This is a genomic window from Picosynechococcus sp. PCC 7117 (genome assembly GCF_001693275.1).
Classification (GTDB): domain Bacteria; phylum Cyanobacteriota; class Cyanobacteriia; order Cyanobacteriales; family MRBY01; genus MRBY01.
Map to the genome: position 1 here is coordinate 2,822,945 of NZ_CP016477.1, position 16,644 is coordinate 2,839,588.

General features: G+C 49.1%; 19 protein-coding genes and 1 tRNA gene. 8 read left to right on the forward strand and 12 right to left on the reverse strand.

What is annotated here, in order from left to right; all coding sequences use genetic code 11:
• Nucleotides 1-88 precede the first annotated feature (88 nt).
• Complete coding sequence (locus AWQ22_RS13435) at nucleotides 89-292, reverse strand: (2Fe-2S)-binding protein (RefSeq protein ID WP_012308257.1); 204 nt, start codon at nucleotides 290-292, stop codon at nucleotides 89-91.
• A gap of 225 nt (nucleotides 293-517) precedes the next feature.
• Here AWQ22_RS13435 and bfr (AWQ22_RS13440) point away from each other — a divergent pair, with 225 nt between their 5' ends.
• Entirely contained in the window at nucleotides 518-982 is a 465-nt protein-coding gene (gene bfr, locus AWQ22_RS13440) for a bacterioferritin (protein ID WP_012308258.1), read from the forward strand.
• Between the two features lie 67 nt (nucleotides 983-1,049).
• Nucleotides 1,050-1,517, forward strand: coding sequence for a bacterioferritin (gene bfr, locus AWQ22_RS13445; protein ID WP_012308259.1), 468 nt, complete (start codon nucleotides 1,050-1,052; stop codon nucleotides 1,515-1,517).
• 85 nt (nucleotides 1,518-1,602) lie between these two features.
• Here bfr (AWQ22_RS13445) and AWQ22_RS13450 read toward each other — a convergent pair whose 3' ends face one another.
• The 3 genes from AWQ22_RS13450 to AWQ22_RS13460 all read right to left on the reverse strand — a co-directional run bounded on the left by AWQ22_RS13450 (nucleotide 1,603) and on the right by AWQ22_RS13460 (nucleotide 4,686).
• A complete protein-coding gene (locus tag AWQ22_RS13450; RefSeq protein ID WP_012308260.1) occupies nucleotides 1,603-2,604 on the reverse strand; it encodes a phosphoribulokinase in 1,002 nt (333 codons plus the stop codon).
• Nucleotides 2,605-2,984: 380 nt separating this feature from the next.
• Nucleotides 2,985-3,056, reverse strand: a tRNA-Val gene (locus tag AWQ22_RS13455).
• Nucleotides 3,057-3,141: 85 nt separating this feature from the next.
• Nucleotides 3,142-4,686 carry a DASH family cryptochrome gene (locus tag AWQ22_RS13460; RefSeq protein ID WP_065711419.1) on the reverse strand — a complete coding sequence of 515 codons (1,545 nt, stop codon included), beginning with the start codon at nucleotides 4,684-4,686 and terminating at the stop codon, nucleotides 3,142-3,144.
• 496 nt (nucleotides 4,687-5,182) lie between these two features.
• Between AWQ22_RS13460 and AWQ22_RS13465 the strand changes: the two genes are divergently transcribed.
• The gene (locus AWQ22_RS13465) at nucleotides 5,183-5,764 is read left to right on the forward strand and encodes a GAF domain-containing protein (RefSeq protein ID WP_065711420.1); all 582 of its coding nucleotides are present in this window, start codon (nucleotides 5,183-5,185) and stop codon (nucleotides 5,762-5,764) included.
• Nucleotides 5,765-5,812: 48 nt separating this feature from the next.
• Here AWQ22_RS13465 and AWQ22_RS13470 read toward each other — a convergent pair whose 3' ends face one another.
• The 8 genes from AWQ22_RS13470 to AWQ22_RS13505 all read right to left on the reverse strand — a co-directional run bounded on the left by AWQ22_RS13470 (nucleotide 5,813) and on the right by AWQ22_RS13505 (nucleotide 11,548).
• Complete coding sequence (locus AWQ22_RS13470; RefSeq protein WP_084449008.1) at nucleotides 5,813-6,616, reverse strand: alpha/beta fold hydrolase; 804 nt, start codon at nucleotides 6,614-6,616, stop codon at nucleotides 5,813-5,815.
• Nucleotides 6,617-6,720: 104 nt separating this feature from the next.
• Nucleotides 6,721-7,398 (reverse strand): hypothetical protein, encoded by a 678-nt coding sequence (locus AWQ22_RS13475; RefSeq protein ID WP_012308265.1) that lies wholly within the window; start codon nucleotides 7,396-7,398, stop codon nucleotides 6,721-6,723.
• Nucleotides 7,399-7,400: 2 nt separating this feature from the next.
• The gene (locus AWQ22_RS13480; protein WP_065711421.1) at nucleotides 7,401-7,871 is read right to left on the reverse strand and encodes a phycocyanin; all 471 of its coding nucleotides are present in this window, start codon (nucleotides 7,869-7,871) and stop codon (nucleotides 7,401-7,403) included.
• A gap of 134 nt (nucleotides 7,872-8,005) precedes the next feature.
• Nucleotides 8,006-8,488: a hypothetical protein gene (locus AWQ22_RS13485; protein WP_157094633.1), complete on the reverse strand. Its 483-nt coding sequence runs from the start codon at nucleotides 8,486-8,488 to the stop codon at nucleotides 8,006-8,008.
• Nucleotides 8,489-8,522: 34 nt separating this feature from the next.
• Nucleotides 8,523-9,230, reverse strand: coding sequence for a V4R domain-containing protein (locus AWQ22_RS13490; RefSeq protein WP_030007396.1), 708 nt, complete (start codon nucleotides 9,228-9,230; stop codon nucleotides 8,523-8,525).
• A 65-nt stretch (nucleotides 9,231-9,295) separates the two neighbouring features.
• Nucleotides 9,296-9,808, reverse strand: a complete 513-nt coding sequence (locus AWQ22_RS13495) for a 2Fe-2S iron-sulfur cluster-binding protein (protein ID WP_030007395.1) — start codon at nucleotides 9,806-9,808, stop codon at nucleotides 9,296-9,298.
• A 23-nt stretch (nucleotides 9,809-9,831) separates the two neighbouring features.
• On the reverse strand, nucleotides 9,832-10,647 hold the full coding sequence (locus AWQ22_RS13500) for a response regulator (protein WP_065711423.1): 816 nt from the start codon (nucleotides 10,645-10,647) through the stop codon (nucleotides 9,832-9,834).
• Nucleotides 10,648-11,038: 391 nt separating this feature from the next.
• Complete coding sequence (locus AWQ22_RS13505; protein ID WP_012308271.1) at nucleotides 11,039-11,548, reverse strand: 2Fe-2S iron-sulfur cluster-binding protein; 510 nt, start codon at nucleotides 11,546-11,548, stop codon at nucleotides 11,039-11,041.
• Between the two features lie 80 nt (nucleotides 11,549-11,628).
• Between AWQ22_RS13505 and AWQ22_RS13510 the strand changes: the two genes are divergently transcribed.
• The 5 genes from AWQ22_RS13510 to AWQ22_RS13530 all read left to right on the forward strand — a co-directional run bounded on the left by AWQ22_RS13510 (nucleotide 11,629) and on the right by AWQ22_RS13530 (nucleotide 16,619).
• Nucleotides 11,629-13,263 carry a hypothetical protein gene (locus AWQ22_RS13510; RefSeq protein WP_065711424.1) on the forward strand — a complete coding sequence of 545 codons (1,635 nt, stop codon included), beginning with the start codon at nucleotides 11,629-11,631 and terminating at the stop codon, nucleotides 13,261-13,263.
• Between the two features lie 98 nt (nucleotides 13,264-13,361).
• The gene (locus AWQ22_RS13515; RefSeq protein ID WP_065711425.1) at nucleotides 13,362-13,841 is read left to right on the forward strand and encodes a hypothetical protein; all 480 of its coding nucleotides are present in this window, start codon (nucleotides 13,362-13,364) and stop codon (nucleotides 13,839-13,841) included.
• 86 nt (nucleotides 13,842-13,927) lie between these two features.
• A complete protein-coding gene (locus AWQ22_RS13520) occupies nucleotides 13,928-14,356 on the forward strand; it encodes a hypothetical protein (protein WP_030007391.1) in 429 nt (142 codons plus the stop codon).
• Nucleotides 14,357-14,397: 41 nt separating this feature from the next.
• The gene (locus tag AWQ22_RS13525) at nucleotides 14,398-14,811 is read left to right on the forward strand and encodes a hypothetical protein (RefSeq protein ID WP_084449010.1); all 414 of its coding nucleotides are present in this window, start codon (nucleotides 14,398-14,400) and stop codon (nucleotides 14,809-14,811) included.
• Between the two features lie 389 nt (nucleotides 14,812-15,200).
• A complete protein-coding gene (locus AWQ22_RS13530) occupies nucleotides 15,201-16,619 on the forward strand; it encodes a hypothetical protein (protein ID WP_065711426.1) in 1,419 nt (472 codons plus the stop codon).
• Nucleotides 16,620-16,644: the final 25 nt, after the last annotated feature.

Sequence of the window (16,644 nt, forward strand, 5' to 3'; positions counted from 1 at the left end):
TAATAATCCAATACCTTAATAAATCCAAAACCTTCTCTAAAACAAAAGGATCTAAACAGAAAGACTTGCAAATAAAATTTTGTCTATCTTAGGCAATGCTCGAAGTACAGGGTTGCTTCACACAGCCTTGTTCATGGTGATCCTGCAATAGCTGGGCGGCATATTCTAGGCAAGTGCCACAATCCATTCCAACGCCCATCACACTCGAAAGCTCTTTCATAGAGCAGCTTTGTTGTTCCGCAGCTTGGCGGATTTGCTTTTCGGTAATGCCACGGCAAAGGCAAACGTACATGGTGACCTCAAGGGGAAAATGCTTGATTTAACTGTCATCCCCTACTATGCCCTATTCTGAAAATTATTGCAATAGATTCTCATTCTTTGTCCTAAAGTTGATCAGAAAATAAAATTTTGTGAGTAAAGCCCCCCAATGTTGGGAACTGCCCTAAGCTAGACATACCGAAGTATTTATGACACCTTTTAGATTAAAGGTGGCCGATTTGGAGTGAAATAAGGCGAAATGCAAGGAAAATCCGGCATTAACACCCAGCTTAATGCAGTCTTAAAGTCCCAGTTGACTGCAATTAACCAGTTCTTTCTCCACGCGAGAATGGCCAAGAATTGGGGCTTGGGGACATTGAATGATCAAGAATATAAGTACTCCATCAAGGCCATGAAGCAGGCCGACAGTCTTATTGAACGGATCTTGTTTTTAGAGGCCTTGCCCAACCTCCAGAGCCTTGGCAAATTGATGATTGGTGAAGATGTGCCAGAAATGTTGGCCAATGAGCTAGCGACCGCCACAACGATCCGCAATGAGTTACTAGCAGTGATTCAATTGTGTGAGACAGAACAAGATTATGTCAGTCGTGATCTTTTGGGCGAAATTCTTGAAGAAACCGAAGAACAGATCGACTGGTTCGAGTCCCAGCAGTGGCTGATCGAAAATTCTGGTTTAGAAAACTATTTACAGTCGATGATGTAGATAGGGCAAGGGTATGGGCCACGCTATGGCCATGTTTTTATTCACTTAGAGTATTGAGACAATTCCGATGAAAGGTAATCAAAACGTTTTAGAACAACTCCACAAACTGCTGCGCAATGAGCTAGCAGCCCGGGATCAGTATTTTACCCATTCCCGGATGTACCTAGACTGGGGCCTGACAAAGCTCTATGAACGCATTAACCACGAGATGCAGGACGAGACGGGCCACGCATCTCGATTGATTGAGCGGATTTTGTTCCTCGAAAGCACTCCAGATCTGTCCCAACAGGATGGGTTGAACATTGGTAAGACTGTGCCTGAGATGCTCCAAAATGACCTCGATTATGAGTACAAAGTCATTGGGGATCTCAAAGGGGCGATCGCCATTTGTGAGACAGAACAAGACTACCAAACCCGCGATATCCTCCGGCAGATGCTGGCCGACACCGAGGAAGACCATGCCCACTGGTTAGAGCAACAGTTGGGACTGATCGAGAAAATTGGCCTGCAAAATTATCTGCAATCCCAGATGTAAAGCGCCATATATCGTCATTGCCATAAAAAAATGTAGGGGCTTGCCATGGCAGGCCCCTACAACTACTTATTGGTGTTGATTTTTTCTATACGCTTGCGGCGATCGCCCCTTTCCCAGTGGTGAGATATTCATAGGTTTGGCGCATCTTGAGGCCAACGAGCACTTGGAACAGACCTGTACCGTTATCGGAACCGGGGTAGTCCTTGTGCTTCAGAAGCAGCTCAGTCATTTCACCATAATACTTAGTGCCCGTTTTGCTGAGGTGGCTTTCGATGTAAATCATTTCTTCGAGATTATCGAATTTCCCGTCTACTTCCAGGACAGAAACCTCATTGCCGAAGTAGTTATCGGGGCCATAGTACATCTTGATGCCGGGATAGTTACAGGTGAGCTTCCGGCCACAGGGACGCCAGTTGATGGTAGAGCCTTCATCAAAGAGATAGGCTGGTTCGAAGCCCGCAACTCCTTCTTTTTGGACGAGGCGTACCCGGAGATATTTACCTTCTTTGTCATCGACAAGTTCAGTGGGGAGCACCTGGATCACCACATCGGCGAATTCTCGTTGGGGTTCGATATAGGCGCTGAAATCCGGTTTCCGGGCATTAATTGAAGCGAGAACATCCTCGTAGGTGTGGCCCCGTTCTGCCATGTCCCGTTGAATCTTCCACTGGATTTTGACTTCATCGCTGATGTCGAGGTACACGCCGAAATCGACTAATTCCCGCACCCGGGCATCGTAGAGGGGATGTAGACCTTCGATCACAACAACTTTGTTGGGTTCAATGCGTTCGGGCGGGTCAATTTCCCCGGTTTCGTGGTTGTAGATGGGCTTATCAATGGCTTTTCCGTTCTTTAGATCACGGATTTGCTCTGCCATGAGATCAAAATTGTTGGCCTTGGGATTGAGGGCAGTTACCCCAGCTTCTTTGCGGCCTTTGCGGTCAAGGCTATGGTAGTCATCAAGGCAGATTACCGTCATGAACTCTTCGCCGAACAGATCGGTAAGCCGGCGTAAAAAGGTAGATTTTCCGCAGCCGGAGTCCCCGGCAACACCAATAATAACTACACGGTCTGTCTGACTGGTCATAAATTTCCTCTGGATCTGCAAATTTTATGTTTTAAACTCATCCGTTATCTATGGCGGGAATTCGTGACGAATCGGTTTATTCGCGAGGCTCAGGCGTGTAAATAACCTTAGCTTTGCCACACTGTCACCCCGAAGGCGATCGCCCAGATAAACTCGGTACGAAAATAATTGCTTTTATTAATTTCGCCGCTTATTATACAACGGCACTAACATTTAACCATGGTGCTCCCCCAGAAGCGAACAAATATGGAGTTTGTTTGCCGTTCATGGGGAAACACAAATTTTCTTAAATCCCTGTTAAGGCCCCGTTTGCGCCTAATGGGTCACGGAAAAATAAAAAGCCACCCCAGAAGGTGACCTTGGCATATTCTTCTTAAGGATGGGCGTTACTGGATTTGAACCAGTGGCATCCTGCTTGTAAGGCAGGCGCTCTACCGCTGAGCTAAACGCCCTTAAGCCTTAACAACTATAACAGGGGATTTTTTAAAACGCAAGGGGAGAGGCAAAAGTTTTTTTGAACTGCCTCGTTTAGATTGACTAACGCCGCCAACGGGCTTTGGGAGTATCTTGATTGCATTTGAAATTTTTACGGGGCTTTCGGGATTGGGACTTAGGGGCCAGACCCAGGGCTTTTTGGTAAATGCGTTCGTTTTCTTGGACAGAGGTTTGCAGATCAACCATCGGTTTCGGGTAGGTTTCCCCCAAAATAATTTGGCGATCGCCTAACGCTTGCACAGGTAAACGCCAGGGTTGATGGATCTGTTCACCGGGGAGGGCCGCCAACTCCGGAAGCCAGTGGCGCACATAGTCCCCCTGGGGATCGTAATCCTTGGCCTGTTTGGGAATGTTGAAATAGCGAAAACCCCGCGCATCATTCCCCACGCCAGCGGTGTAGTTCCAATTGCCCCAGTTGCTGCACACGTCGTAGTCAATGAGTTGCGACTCAAACCAAGCGGCGCCCCAGCGCCAGTCAATCCCCAGATTTTTCGTCAGAAAGCTACCAACATTTTGCCGGCCCCGGTTGGACATAAAGCCCGTATACAGGAGTTCGCGCATATTGGCATCGACAAAGGGAATCCCCGTTTGGCCCGTCCGCCACAGTTCAAAGGCTTCGTGGTCTTGTTTCCAAGGAATTTTTACCCCCTGTAAACCTTCGGGTTGGAAAATTTGGTTGCCGTGTTTGGCACAGATCCAGCGGAAATAATCCCGCCAGAGCAGCTCAAAAATCAGCCAGTAGGTGGAGTTGTTAGCGATCCGTTTTTGTTCGTATTCGGCGACTTGGGCGGCAATGTAACGGGCCGAGAGACAGCCCAGGGCGAGCCAGGGTGAGAATTTTGAGGAGTAATCGGCTCCTAACAAACCATTGCGGGTTTCTTTGTAAACCTTGAGGCGATCGCCTTCCCAAAAATAAGCCTGGAGTCGTTGCAAGCCTGCCGTTTCACCGCCTTTAAACGGGAGCACACCACGGGGATCAATGGTTGGTTCCGGCAAACCCAAATCCTGGAGACTGGGAATCTCGCCTGGAGCAAGGGTTTCGGGGAGGGGGGGCAATTGGGTTGGTGTGGGTACTGGGGAGGCGATCGCCGCATACTTTTCCACATCCTTACGAAATTGCGTAAAAACCTCCGGCACTTCGTTGATCCCAAAAGGCAAATCCCCTGGATCGTGGAGGGTCGTTCCCCAAAACGTTTCCACTTGAACGCCCCGTTGCTTTAGGGCTTGGCGCAGTTTTCGTTCAACGCGGGTTTCCTCTGCCGTCACCTCCCTGTGCCAATAAACAGCGTCAATCTGCCATTGCTGACATAAATCAGGGATTAACTTTTCTGGGATGTCCTGGCGCACAATCAAATCACTGCCCTTGGCACGGAGATTTTGCCGGAGATCCTGGATGGCTTCCCGGAGAAACTGACCCCGAAAGGCACCTGTTTTTGGGAAATCTAGCCCAATTGAACCAAACTCCCGGGGGTCAAAACAGTAGAAAGGAAAAATCTGGGCCTGTTGTGCTAGGGCTTCCTGGAGTGGCTGGTGGTCATGGAGCCGGAGATCACGGCGATACCACAGAAGAATATTGACAGAAGACATTGTGATCTAGCGAACGATAAAGTAGAGGCTCATAAGGTAACGTTAATTGCCATGGAGATTCAATTGATTCGGGGACGCATGATTTTTATGAGTTTTAAAAATTGTCCTCTCAACTCAAAATAAAACTGTCATAGTTTTTGCTGAAAATCACTTGAAATATCCCAAAAACAAATCGATAAGAGGCAATTCAAATGCTAGTCCCCAAGGTGATTTTTCGGCATTTTAGCGTATCTTACTAATCGTCATAAAATTCTTCCAAGCTAGTCTACCAAGAGATTTTGGGTGATTTATGCCTTTTTTAGAAGTTAAGATTAAACACAAAAAACTGTCAGAAATATGTATGACTTGTACTATTTATTGCTAAGATTTAATTTGAGTAGCTGATGTCATTCTTTTGCTCATCATTATTGGGGTAAACACTCCGATAAAGTTAATTTTTGGTTAAGCCACACCACAATATACCCCCATCATTTTTTAATGATTGTCCGTGGATTCTATGATTGCTCCTCCAATCCTGACTAACGAAGAACATCGTCTTGCGGCACTACACCGTACCTATCTACTGGATACCCCCCAGGAAGCAGCCTTTGATCTCATCACGCGGTTGGTGGCGCGGCTCTGCGGCACAAAAATTGCGGCAATCTCTTTGGTGGATCGCGATCGCCAGTGGTTTAAGTCACGCTATGGCTTCACCCTCGAAGAAACCTCCAGGGTTATTTCTTTTTGTGCCCACGCGATCGAGGATACTGAGCTTTTTGAAATTCCTGACGCCAGCCTGGATAAGCGTTTTTGGGACAACCCCCTCGTGGTTCAAGCGCCCAAGATTCGTTTCTATGTGGGTGTTCCTCTGTATACAGCCGATGGTTATTGTTTGGGTACCCTCTGTGCGATCGATGATCGCCCCCAAACTCTTTCTGACAGACAGCGCCACCATTTACTGGGCTTGGCAAAACAAGTGGAACGACATATCCATTGGCGCACCGCGTTTTTGGCCCAGTATCCTGACTCCCAAACATTGGTCTCTCCGAAGGAAGCAGCTCATCAAGGCCCCCACTGTAGTCTTTCTTCTGTGGTTTAGCGCTGTGGCAAATTTTTCATGGGATGGCGATCGCCTTTTGCTGTGAGTTTAATGGAGAAAATCTTTGAGGGCAGCGATCACCGCCTGGGGATTACTCAATTGGGGAAAATGCCCCTTGGCGTCAATCCAGTGGAGCTGACTACTGCGAATGGCTTGGTGGAGATATTCGCTTACAGCTTTAGCCACAAAAGGATCATTCTCGGCTTGCAAAATTAACGTTGGGAGCTTCAGTTGACTCACCTCGCGACGATAATCAGATTTGAGGATCAGCGAAAAGGTCAAAAAAGCATAATCAGGCCGTAGACGGAGGAGGGTTTTTGAAAATTCCGCCGAGAGTAATGGTTGCTTCGGGGTATTCATGATCGATGGCGCATATTTACGCACCCATTGGAAATAGTTCTGGGACATTTCCGCCAAGATTTCATCGGCTGTGGCCTGATCAAAACTCCCCACATAATCTTGGTCATGGATATACCGGGGTGAGGCACTGATGAACACTAAACGGGTAATGAGATTGGGGTGCTTGAGAGCCACCAGGGTGGCGGTCATACTACTGACTGAATGGGCGACCAGTTGCACTTCCTCCAAGTCGAGGGCCTCACAAATGTCGAGAATGTCCTGGGCGTAACTTTCGAGGCGTGTGTGATGTAGTGTCTCGTTTTCGTCTGCCTGCGATCGCCCACAACCCGGCAAATCAAAAAGCACCAAACGGTAGTCCGCCGCAAAGGCCGGGGCCACTAAACGCCAACTGGTTTGATCACTGCCAAAGCCATGGGCAAAGAGGAGTACCTTGTCTGAACTGGCATTGCCGAGGATTTGAACATTATGTTTGGTCAGAACATCAGTTGTCATATCGATTATGTAAGCAAAACACTTGTTGAACTTGCTTCCATCATGCCAAGAAACGCTCTAGGCCGCAGCGCCCAGGGTTTAGCATTAACAAAACCTAGATCAATTTAGGCATCGGTCACTGCAAATTTTTCGATAATCTCGGCGCTAGAAAGACCTTGTTTGACCCACATTTCCGTCTGTTCAATTTTTGGCCCTAAGCCCACCAAGAAGTTGGCAAATTGTGGCGGATTCGCCATTAACGTTGCCGCATCCTTTGGTAAATCCACTGCACAGGCCCGAATGCCTTTCCCAGCCCAACGGGAAAACCAAGCTGCAATAAAACCCGCTTCTAAATGATAGGACGGTGTTTGTTCTGGTTTCAGGCCAATTTCCGTACCCAACTGCATCATCGAGGCTTCTACCTGTACCTTGATTAGGCCCAAATCACGGTGGGTAAAATCTAAATTTAAGTGCCCAAAACCGTGGGTTTCCCAAATTTGCCGCATCATCACCAAAAATTCTAGGGCATTCATCTGGGGGATCGTGCGTTGGTAGTATGCTTCAATTTCTGTTTTCAAGCGGTCGTAAAAGGCACCCCCCCACCAAAAACCAAAGGTATAGAGGGCGAAAGGGGTTGCTTCACCTGTTTCTTCCCGTAGGGCTTTATGGATGCTCCGGAGCAACACTTCTGGTACGGCCAAGAGGCGATTCCCGTGGCGTGTTTTTAAAAGGCCCGTTTCCGGTTGGCATTGGATATAGGTGCGGGGGGTAAAGTAATTCCCAGGGACAGGGGACAAAGTCATGGTTATTCGCTCAGGTATTGGTGGGTGACTTGGAGATAGGGCAGCATCAGTTGGGCGTATGGGGCGGAGAGTTCTTCTTGGATGACCTCTTGGATAATGCGGTAAACTTCGTTGTTGTATTTTTGATTTTTCAAGGCCCGCATAATATTTTGCATCCAGTACAGGAAGCGATCTTTGAGGAGTTCTTCGTCCTGGAGGAGCATCGCTGTGGCGCAGTTGCGGAGGACTGAGATGAGGTCGCCTTTACATTTTTTGAGAACTGTCTCTGGGGCCGAGCGCAATAGCACTTCGTTTTCGGTTTGGAAGCGCCGGAGGGTCTCGTCGACGATTTTTTCTTCTTTCTCTTGGATCAATTGATAGGTGATCCGGCGATCGCCCCAGGATTGGAGAGTCTGATCGACTTGATCAAGATCTTGGGGTTCGATATAAGCCCCGTCGGAACGTTCAAGGAGGGTTTCTAAGAGGGTGATCATAAAAATTTATCCTGATGAAAAAAGTAGGCAAAATTTACGCTGGAAAAATTCTAGGTTTTTCTCGAAAAGGGACGGTAAATTGTTTTATTTTTTAATAATTCCGTTTTTGTAAGGAGTTTTAGCCACCTAACGCCCTAAATATCGGCGAGATCTAATAAATCGTCGAGTAGGTCGTAGTCATCGGGGTCAACTTCTCGGAGAGTTTGACCTTGCTCTTCCCAGGTGAGGAGGGCGACAAGATCTAAATTTTTGAGGCCATCGACGGTTTCGATATTCTGTAGGCCCCGAATGAAAAAGTCGGTATCAGATTCCTCGGTTTCAACAACGGGCGATCGCCTAGGTGAAGTCCCTTGGAGAGTGGCAGCATATTGATCCAATTCGGAAGGCGGCGCACTCCACTGTAGGGCTAACAGCAGATCATCCCGGGAGAGAAAAGCTGCTTCCTCAAACCCCTTGAGAAAAAAAGGGCCATCTGGTCGAGGCGATCGCCGGACGAGGGTCGGGGCAGGGGTTGCCCCACGGGTAGGGACAGGGGCTGCCGTAGGAGGCTTGAGTTTTTCAAAAAGTCCCACAAAAGTCGGAAACCAGCGCCGGAGTAGAGAATCATCTTGTGCCATGTGATTTGATTTGTCCTTGAAGTGTGCCTTTGCTTTATTCGCGCCCAACCGCATCAAGTGCCGCTTCCGTTTTGAGCGCCTGAAAGCGAGCTTCAATATCCGCCGCCGTTGCCCCAGATGTCAGCCAAAATTCCGCCGCCTTCACCCGTTTTTCCGAACCGATTAGAAACCGACAAAAATCATTCCCCATGGAATAACACTGAATTTCAGTGCTACTCAAGGCCCGGTCAAAAAAGCTCGAAAAGAACCCCGCAAATAGCCCCGCATAGAGGAAGCACACGGGCTTACCGACATCACCGAGGGTTTTCGCCACCGCCGAGTCAAATAGATCAATAAATAAAAAGCCTTCCTTAATCGAAGACAAATCCACCTGCCATTTCCCCCACCCCTGGGCCGTCAGGGGCCACCACCAGGTTTCGAGGGCAAACCGGAGCGCCGCATCTTTAAAATACAAGCCGAACTCATCCTGGAACCATACCTTAAATTGGGCCGCATCTTCGACGCCCCACTCCTGGCCGATCAAGTACATTAACCAACCGGAAGCTTCACCGACTTCATGCTCAAGGCCCTTTTGTAACCCAATAATGAAATCTTCCGTGGTAAGGAGATTCCGTTGGCCATGGCGATCGCTTACGGTGCCTTGGGTGGGATCAAACTGAAAGAAGGTATGACGACTATAGTGGCAGGCTTTTTGCCAGGAACGGTGGTATGGGAGAGTTTGGGAACGGGCAGAAGAAACCATAGGATCAATAAATCGCAATCACAACAGTGAGAAAGACAAGCTTAAAAAAGCGAGAAAAGCCAAAACTAATCAAAGTAGTTGGCAATATTTGACACAGAAGAGGGTTGGAACACATCCAAAAGATTGGTTTCTAAAGCCGCATCAATATTGGCCATTTTTTCGAGGGCCGAGCGCAGAATTAATTTGTTTTCTTCGACGAGAATTTCTCCGGTCAAAGGGTGAATAATATTTTGATTAGCGCGGGTACCAACCAGGGATTTGAGCTCGCCCATGGAACCGATGTACATCCCCCTGGGCACTTCGATAACGGCCCCATCACCACAGATCTTCGTTTGACAGGCAAGGCGAGAATTGGCTTGGGCGGTGGCAATAAAACTGAGGGTCAGTCGTTCTTGGTCATTCATCGGGCTGAGGGCTTCCCCCCCAGATTTGACGTAAATATGACAAGTGGCACAGCGCCCTTGGGCACCACAGGCCTGCATGACACTCATGTCTTCCCGGAGTAGCACATCAAGCAAGGTCTCTTGGCCCTGGACGGGAACGGTTTTATCGAGGGGTTGGATTGAGATTTTATTCACGGGGAATTGGGGGGGTAAAAAATTTAAAGGAGAAAGCGACAATCAGCTTCGCTGAGGGCATATTGGCGGAGCAATTGGGCAAAGTCTACAACAATGCGTTCGCACTCTTGGGTAAAGGTCGCTACCCATACTTTGAGGCTCTGTAGTTCGGCCTGACTGAGGTGCGGTTCGGGAGAGGCGATCGCCCCTTGCTCTGGATCAAAACTGCCCCAGTGATCCACCACCCAACAGTCCAAAAGGGGATGTTCTGACTGGAGCGTTTGCTGGGCTTTTCGCCAATAATTACCGATGGCAAGGTTCCCAAAATACTTTTGACTAAATTCACTAATTTGATTCAAAGCAATGATGGCTCTGGCCCTGGAAATATCCGTACCCTTAGCTGGATTTGTGACCACCGGGATTGGGATGGGCGGCATGGTGCGCTTGGCCGTGGCGGCAACGGGCTCTAACAGAGGAAACAAAATATCTTGGACCGTAGCTTGTAACTGGGCGAGATGTTGCACATAGCTGCTGAGTACCGCTCGCACCCCCTGTTTCAGCGCCCAATCACGAAAGTAATCATTGACTAGGGGTTGGTGGGCGAGGAGTACCACGGGTAAATCTTGCCAAAAATCTCGACATTGCCGAAATAAATCGAGACTGTTGGTATGGGGGAGCGTGCCCAGTAACAGTAACTGGGGATGACGACGGTCGCATTCTTTGAGTAGAGCCTGCCTCGTCTCAGACACGCAAACAACGGCTCCAGCGCGGGTGAGTTGCGTGGCAATGGGCTTATACACGCGCTCATTCATTTCCGCGATGAGAATGATCTGGTTGTGCAAAGTAGATGTACCAACCATAGGCGGTAGCTTGGAACAAGCAAACGACGATACAAAACTCAACAAATTGTCATTGGCGACAACATTGTCGATGTCTAAATCTAATTTTTTAGGGAGGCACCACTGGAACCAAGCAATTCAAACGTCCAAGTCCGTAATTTGTTTGGTTAGTATGGCTAAAAATCGAGTTAACTCATTACACATTCTCAAAGGGGACTAGAACCCTTTGAAAGTCCTGGATTTTGGACGATATCTAAGAAACCCCTTAAAAAACGAGAGTTATAAGACTAGGACTTTGTTATGGAAACCAAACATAGCATGGAAATCTCAGCCCCCCGGCGAAACCCACAATCAATCAACAAAACTTAATTGTTTCTTAATGAAAATTTATATTTTTTTCTAGAAAAGGACTTCAGGCACTTAACAGGCGTTCGAGAATATCCTGAGTCACAATGCCCCCCTGCTTAACAAGCAGTTCTCCGGTGCGGGGGTGGCGGATATCTTTCGGGGCATAGCGATTTTTTAGACGATCGAGAATTTGTTGTAACTTTGTGAGGGTACGGGATGGTAGGTCACAAACAACGGTTTCTCCGTCACGCACATAGGCCTGGCAACTGAGGCGATAGGTGTCGCTAGATTTTTTCAGATTGTTGAGGATGGTTTGTTCTTGGGCCGTCACCGGGCTGAGTTGGGTCGCACCACTAACAACATGAACGACACAGGTACCGCAATAGCCTTTGCCGCCACAGATGGCATCGAGGTGAACTTTGGCCCGCAGGAGCGCCTTGAGGAGAGTTTCGGTTTCGAGGGTTTGGAGTTGGATCGCCAGGGGGTCGATGCGGATTTGCGCCATGGTTAAATTCGGCTCAGAATTGGGATTAGGTAAGGGAACAAACAAGAAATCTTTATCAAAATAAGTCACAAGCTTTCCCCTGGCAAACTTTCTCAGGTGAAAACGGCAGGGAAATTTATTTCAATAGTTTTAGGGAGTCAGTAAAGGTGATGCGACAAAGTTTATGGGCTAGACAAAATGGGTTGGGGCGATCGCCTTGGGTTTGGGTTGGGTTAATTTGCCTCGGTGCTTGTAATGGGCAGTCTATTAGTTTGGAGGAACAGCCAGGGGATGTAACAGCGCCATCTACCCCGGCCAATTGTCCCAGCACCGATGGAGCAGCCCAGCGATTGACGATTCAAGCGGATCTGTCAGTGGCGGATCAGTTCGATTTTACGGCGTGGGACATTCAAGCTGATTCAGATACTGTGACGGTGCAAACTCGGCATCATCAATTGGTTTTTTGTCGGGAAACCCAGAGTTGGGCGATTCTGCCGCCAACCACGGACAACACCTCTAATGCCGTTCAGGATCAGGAGTTGCTTTTAGCAGGGGAAGATCCGGCGTTTCAAACAGTCGAGCTAGCGGGAGAAGCCTATCAATACCGTGTCCTCTTACGGCCAAATCCTTTTCTAGATTTTGAGAATCCCCCCGAAAAGGCAATTTTTGAACTGATTCCCCCAGGGGAAACCGAGGCGATCGCCTTAGATCTTTATACCCTCGAACAGTTGCGGGCCAGTGGCATTGGTGCGGATCTAGGCATTCCCACGGTGACAGCGGCCATTCCTGTCGAAGAAACGTTATTTTTTGCGGTTTCCTCAGAGCAAGGGGAAGGCTTTAGCGGCTTGAGTAGCCTAGTTCGCTATGACCCAAGCAACGGCAGCCTCGAATTACAGCAGCCGGACGAGTTGATTGCCACCCAAATTACTGACCTCCAGGCCACAACCAACGACGATCAAACAACTCTTTGGTTGGGGACAAAATATGCCGCCGAAGGTTCAAGCCTCATTCCCGCACGGGGCTTGGTGGCCTATGAATTTAATCAAGATTGGCGTGATGGCAAAATCTCGTTTCACACGATTCACAACAGTCCCTTGATCGGGGCGATTCCCACCCAACTCTATGCCGAGGGGGATGTGCTCTGGGCGGCGACGGGGAACGGCATTTGCAACATTCAGTGGCGCAATATTGACCAGTGGGACGCGTGGAATTGTTGGCGCTTTGCCCTAGAAGCACAAGTGCCAGAGTCAGGTTTACCTATTTACCGCAGTCTGTTGGCAGAAACTCCCAGCACCACCCTAACCGCAGACACCGCCGAAGTGCTCTGGTGGGCGAGTACCGTCCCCTTTGGCATTGCCCATGAACAGCCGAAAAAAGGGCGTTTTGAAGTTGCTTATCCCACGGGTTTTCGGGTGACGGTACCGGAAGGGGCTTTCCAGTGGGACAGTGAACCCGGTGCGGATTTGTTGCCTTGGGAAGATCGTCTCTACTGGCCCGGCGAAGAATGGCATTGGGCAGGCGATCGCTTTGGGCGGAGTTTTGATGAAGTGATGGGGCAACAGGTGGGCCTGGGGCCAGTGGGCATTAGTGAGCAGGGCTATAACCCTGAAGGGATTCAAGATCTCAATGCCCTGCGGGGAGACTTAACACTTTTTGCCCTCGACCTAGACAGTACCACCGTGGATTATTTTTCCGGCTGGGTGGACGATGCTCTCCTCGAACCCGACTTTACCCTTGTTCCTTCTGAGAAAAAACCGATCACAACGGAATCCCCCCTCAAGGCGATCGCCGCTGAACTTTTCTAGAAAATTTTCTGGGGCGAAAGATAAAAAACTGCATAAGCAAAATTTCTGGTCACTATCACCTGGCAACACACAACAATCAATCAACAGGTAACTGACCCATGACTACTTTCACTTTCTCTCGTCCCCAATCCCTCAAACTTGCTACCGCTGGTGCTTTCCTCGCTCTCGGTGTCCTGAGTATCGCTCAACCCGCTAAAGCCGATAATGTTTCTAGCAGCACAATGATTTCTAATCAAACCAGTGCCGCCGTCGGTGTGGGGAACTCCACTTCTAACACCATGGGCCAATCAAATTTCCAAAACCAAAGCGGCTTCTTTAGTGGTGGCAACAACGGCGCCCAGTCTACAATTGTCGGTTCCCAAACTGCCGTGGCTGATGGCTTTTTCAACAACGTCAACAACAACCTCGGTCAATCCAGCACCCAACTCCAATCCGACGCCTTTGGGTTTGGCAATAATGCCAGCGTTGCCCAGGTGGGCGCCAGCCAAACAGGTGCGGGGAGCGGTTTCGGCAACAATGTCAACAACAGCAGCTTCCAGAACAGCTTCCAAAACCAAAGCTCTATCTTTTCTTTCTAAGACCAACACCAGGGCAGTGGTTTAACCCAACTCTCCGTTCACAACTGCCCTGTTTTTCCCCTGTTCCCTTCACCGAGGCCAAATCAATGAAAATTCTCTTTGCTGGTTCCCCCTTCTGGATTATCTTTACCCCTTCTCTGCTTGTTCCCGTGACTTCTATCGGGATGCCCGCCCAGGCCGCCTGTGTGATGACCGATGTGTCCCTCCAAGTGGCAATCCACGGTTCTCCAACTCCCGCTAACCAAAGTAACCAAGTCTTTATGGGCACAGGCAACCAACCCTGCTGGGGCAATACCACGACCAACACGAGCAGCCAGCTTTATGTCGGCTCTGGTAACGCCACCCAACAACGCACCAGTAGTCACTTTGTTGATGGCAATGGCGCGAGTCCCCTGGCTCCCTACGGCATCCAAAGTCCAACCATTGGCACCCAAATTAGTGTTCCCATTGATATCTATAGTCCCGCCCATGATCCAAATTTCATGGAGTCCCTGGGATTACCCCTTAGCCCTTAAATCTACTATTTACTTTTTACTCGCCCCCGGAGAAACCAACCATGTTTAACACAACTCGCAAGCTCGCTGTTTTTGGTTTAACAATGCTACTGCCCCTTAGTTTTGTCCCTGGGGCGATCGCCGACGACTATCAACCCTGGCTAAGCGTAGAAGAGGCCAAAGAATTCTGTAATACCCAGGAAATGGAAGACATGACCCAGGTGAACAGTTTCCACAACGAGGCCACAGTGACCGATAGCACTAGCACCCCGGACAGTACCACGACCCAGCATATCGATGCCCAAAATACCGGTTGGGGCATGCAAACCATCGGTTCCATGAGTGCCAAGGATTGCTCTGCCGTGATCCAAGCAGAAGCCCACCGTTACGCCACCTACCAACAGCTAGAAAACGTGCGCTATGTGAATGACTCTAATTTGCGCCAAGGTCTTTTGGGGAATATGTTGGCTTGGTAACCGGTTGGTGAACTACTCCTTCCTCGCTTTAGCGTGAAGAAGCTTCCTACCCAAAGAACTGCTTTCTACTCCGAAAAATAGCGAGTCTTACATTCTGGCGATAGGCGGAAAACCCTCGTTCCGAAGGCCAAAATTCTTTTCTTGCAACACTGCCCGTTTAGCTTGGTTTTCGCTTAGGGAGAAGTGGTCAAGACAAACTTATAGTAGCATGAGTCTAACTCGCTTTCATCCCCTCCCTGCTCGTCACAATAAACTGTGTGCGAGGAAGACGAATTCCCGCTTGTATCAGTTAAGAAAAAGCTCAATTAAGATGTATAGCGACAGGATAATGATACTTACAAAAACACCGCTATGCATTTTTGCTTGAATGGGGAACCCAAGGGGAGATCATGAGTTATCCGAAGCAGTACTGGCACCTATACCGCATCAGTCTCCAGCATCGCCAAGGATACCACTGGGCACCACTCCCGACCGCCCAAACTTGGTTAGAGACCACAACTTTTTCGGCTAACACTTTACCAGAGCAGCTCCTCCAGGTCTTTCAAGGCAACCAAGGGGAATCATATTATCAGGCATTAGCAGGGCTATGTTTACGGTGTTACGTCTCCCAACCGATTCTCCAAAGTTGCCAACGCCTCGCGAGTTTATTTAGTGCCCAACAGAATTTTTCTTACCAAGACCTTTTGCCTCTGGTGCTCCACGACGACGGCCAGAGGTTAATTTTGATTGATGAGGCCACGGACAGCAATCAAGTCCAACTCAACGAAGCGGCCCAACTTAGCCCCTGTCAGTTTCAGATTTTTGCGGTGGAAATTCTCCGCTCCTATGGGGCTCAACGGGAAAATAAACTCAGTTTGAAAAATTGGGCTTTTTTGAAAACGAAACAACATCCAGAGATTCGGGCTTTTTTAGCGGAATTTGGGTTTCAGCACCTCACGGATTGGGCCTTGTTAAACCGCGCCCGCAAAAGTCAGTTTGAGCAGTTAGCGCCTGCGGATCAATGTCTGCTGAAGGCTTTCCATGGGGTGTATCGTCGCGATCGACGCCAACAGACGAAACAACGCACCAAGTGCCAAACCCCCACGGAAGCACAACTTTTGGAAATGGATGCCTACTGCGTTGACCAGGGTTATCCGAGCCGCGCCCCGAAGTTACTCCTGGGGGATTTGCATCGCCTCGCGGAACAGTTGCGGCAATATGACATTTGGCGATCGCGGGAAAGTTTAGAAACCTACGACGCCGATAGTGGTGACTATGCCCCCAGGCGGGATCTTCCCCACGAAAGCCTCGATGAAGGGAACCTCGAACAACGGGAGCTGATCCAATTTTTGCATGACCAATTGGCGATCGCCTTTGACGAGAGCCTCCAGGACAACCTCAAACAAAAACAACAAAAACTCGCCAAGAGCAAACGCTACAAACCTTTTGCTGATCGCTACTTGCAAGGTCTTTTTCTCTATTACATCGAGGCCCAATCCCTCGCCGAAATTGCCCCCCAACTGGGCATGAGTAGCTGGGATCAAGCCCGCCGCATCCTCAATCCTGGGGATCTGCTGAATCAAGTGCGCCGCCAAACCACGGAAAAATTGCTCGCAAAACTCCTCGATCTCGCTCGCCAAAAGGGACTCACTGGCCCGGAACCCGACCCAAACTACCTAAGTTCCCTTTGCCAGCAACTAGAACAATTTGTAGACCAAGAACTGTTTACGGAGGCCGCCGCCGAAATCCGCAGTGGCAAAAACCGTCGCTTCGACAGTGCCTACGCCCAAAAACTAAAGCATTACTTAACGAATGCCACCCCAAACTAACCCCTAATCTTGCTTGACGCCGAGG

What these genes read in the sequence shown, in the direction of transcription:
- AWQ22_RS13480 (WP_065711421.1), bottom strand. Translation starts at nt 7,871, where the DNA reads ATGATCACCCTCTTAGAAACCCTCCTTGAACGTTCCGACGGGGCTTAT.
- AWQ22_RS13510 (WP_065711424.1), top strand. Translation starts at nt 11,629, where the DNA reads ATGCGACAAAGTTTATGGGCTAGACAAAATGGGTTGGGGCGATCGCCT.
- AWQ22_RS13470 (WP_084449008.1), bottom strand. Translation starts at nt 6,616, where the DNA reads ATGACAACTGATGTTCTGACCAAACATAATGTTCAAATCCTCGGCAAT.
- AWQ22_RS13500 (WP_065711423.1), bottom strand. Translation starts at nt 10,647, where the DNA reads ATGGTTGGTACATCTACTTTGCACAACCAGATCATTCTCATCGCGGAA.
- AWQ22_RS13435 (WP_012308257.1), bottom strand. Translation starts at nt 292, where the DNA reads ATGTACGTTTGCCTTTGCCGTGGCATTACCGAAAAGCAAATCCGCCAA.
- AWQ22_RS13485 (WP_157094633.1), bottom strand. Translation starts at nt 8,488, where the DNA reads ATGGCACAAGATGATTCTCTACTCCGGCGCTGGTTTCCGACTTTTGTG.
- bfr (WP_012308259.1), top strand. Translation starts at nt 1,050, where the DNA reads ATGAAAGGTAATCAAAACGTTTTAGAACAACTCCACAAACTGCTGCGC.
- AWQ22_RS13460 (WP_065711419.1), bottom strand. Translation starts at nt 4,686, where the DNA reads ATGTCTTCTGTCAATATTCTTCTGTGGTATCGCCGTGATCTCCGGCTC.
- AWQ22_RS13465 (WP_065711420.1), top strand. Translation starts at nt 5,183, where the DNA reads ATGATTGCTCCTCCAATCCTGACTAACGAAGAACATCGTCTTGCGGCA.
- AWQ22_RS13520 (WP_030007391.1), top strand. Translation starts at nt 13,928, where the DNA reads ATGAAAATTCTCTTTGCTGGTTCCCCCTTCTGGATTATCTTTACCCCT.
- AWQ22_RS13525 (WP_084449010.1), top strand. Translation starts at nt 14,398, where the DNA reads ATGTTTAACACAACTCGCAAGCTCGCTGTTTTTGGTTTAACAATGCTA.
- AWQ22_RS13450 (WP_012308260.1), bottom strand. Translation starts at nt 2,604, where the DNA reads ATGACCAGTCAGACAGACCGTGTAGTTATTATTGGTGTTGCCGGGGAC.
- AWQ22_RS13515 (WP_065711425.1), top strand. Translation starts at nt 13,362, where the DNA reads ATGACTACTTTCACTTTCTCTCGTCCCCAATCCCTCAAACTTGCTACC.
- AWQ22_RS13490 (WP_030007396.1), bottom strand. Translation starts at nt 9,230, where the DNA reads ATGGTTTCTTCTGCCCGTTCCCAAACTCTCCCATACCACCGTTCCTGG.
- bfr (WP_012308258.1), top strand. Translation starts at nt 518, where the DNA reads ATGCAAGGAAAATCCGGCATTAACACCCAGCTTAATGCAGTCTTAAAG.
- AWQ22_RS13530 (WP_065711426.1), top strand. Translation starts at nt 15,201, where the DNA reads ATGAGTTATCCGAAGCAGTACTGGCACCTATACCGCATCAGTCTCCAG.
- AWQ22_RS13475 (WP_012308265.1), bottom strand. Translation starts at nt 7,398, where the DNA reads ATGACTTTGTCCCCTGTCCCTGGGAATTACTTTACCCCCCGCACCTAT.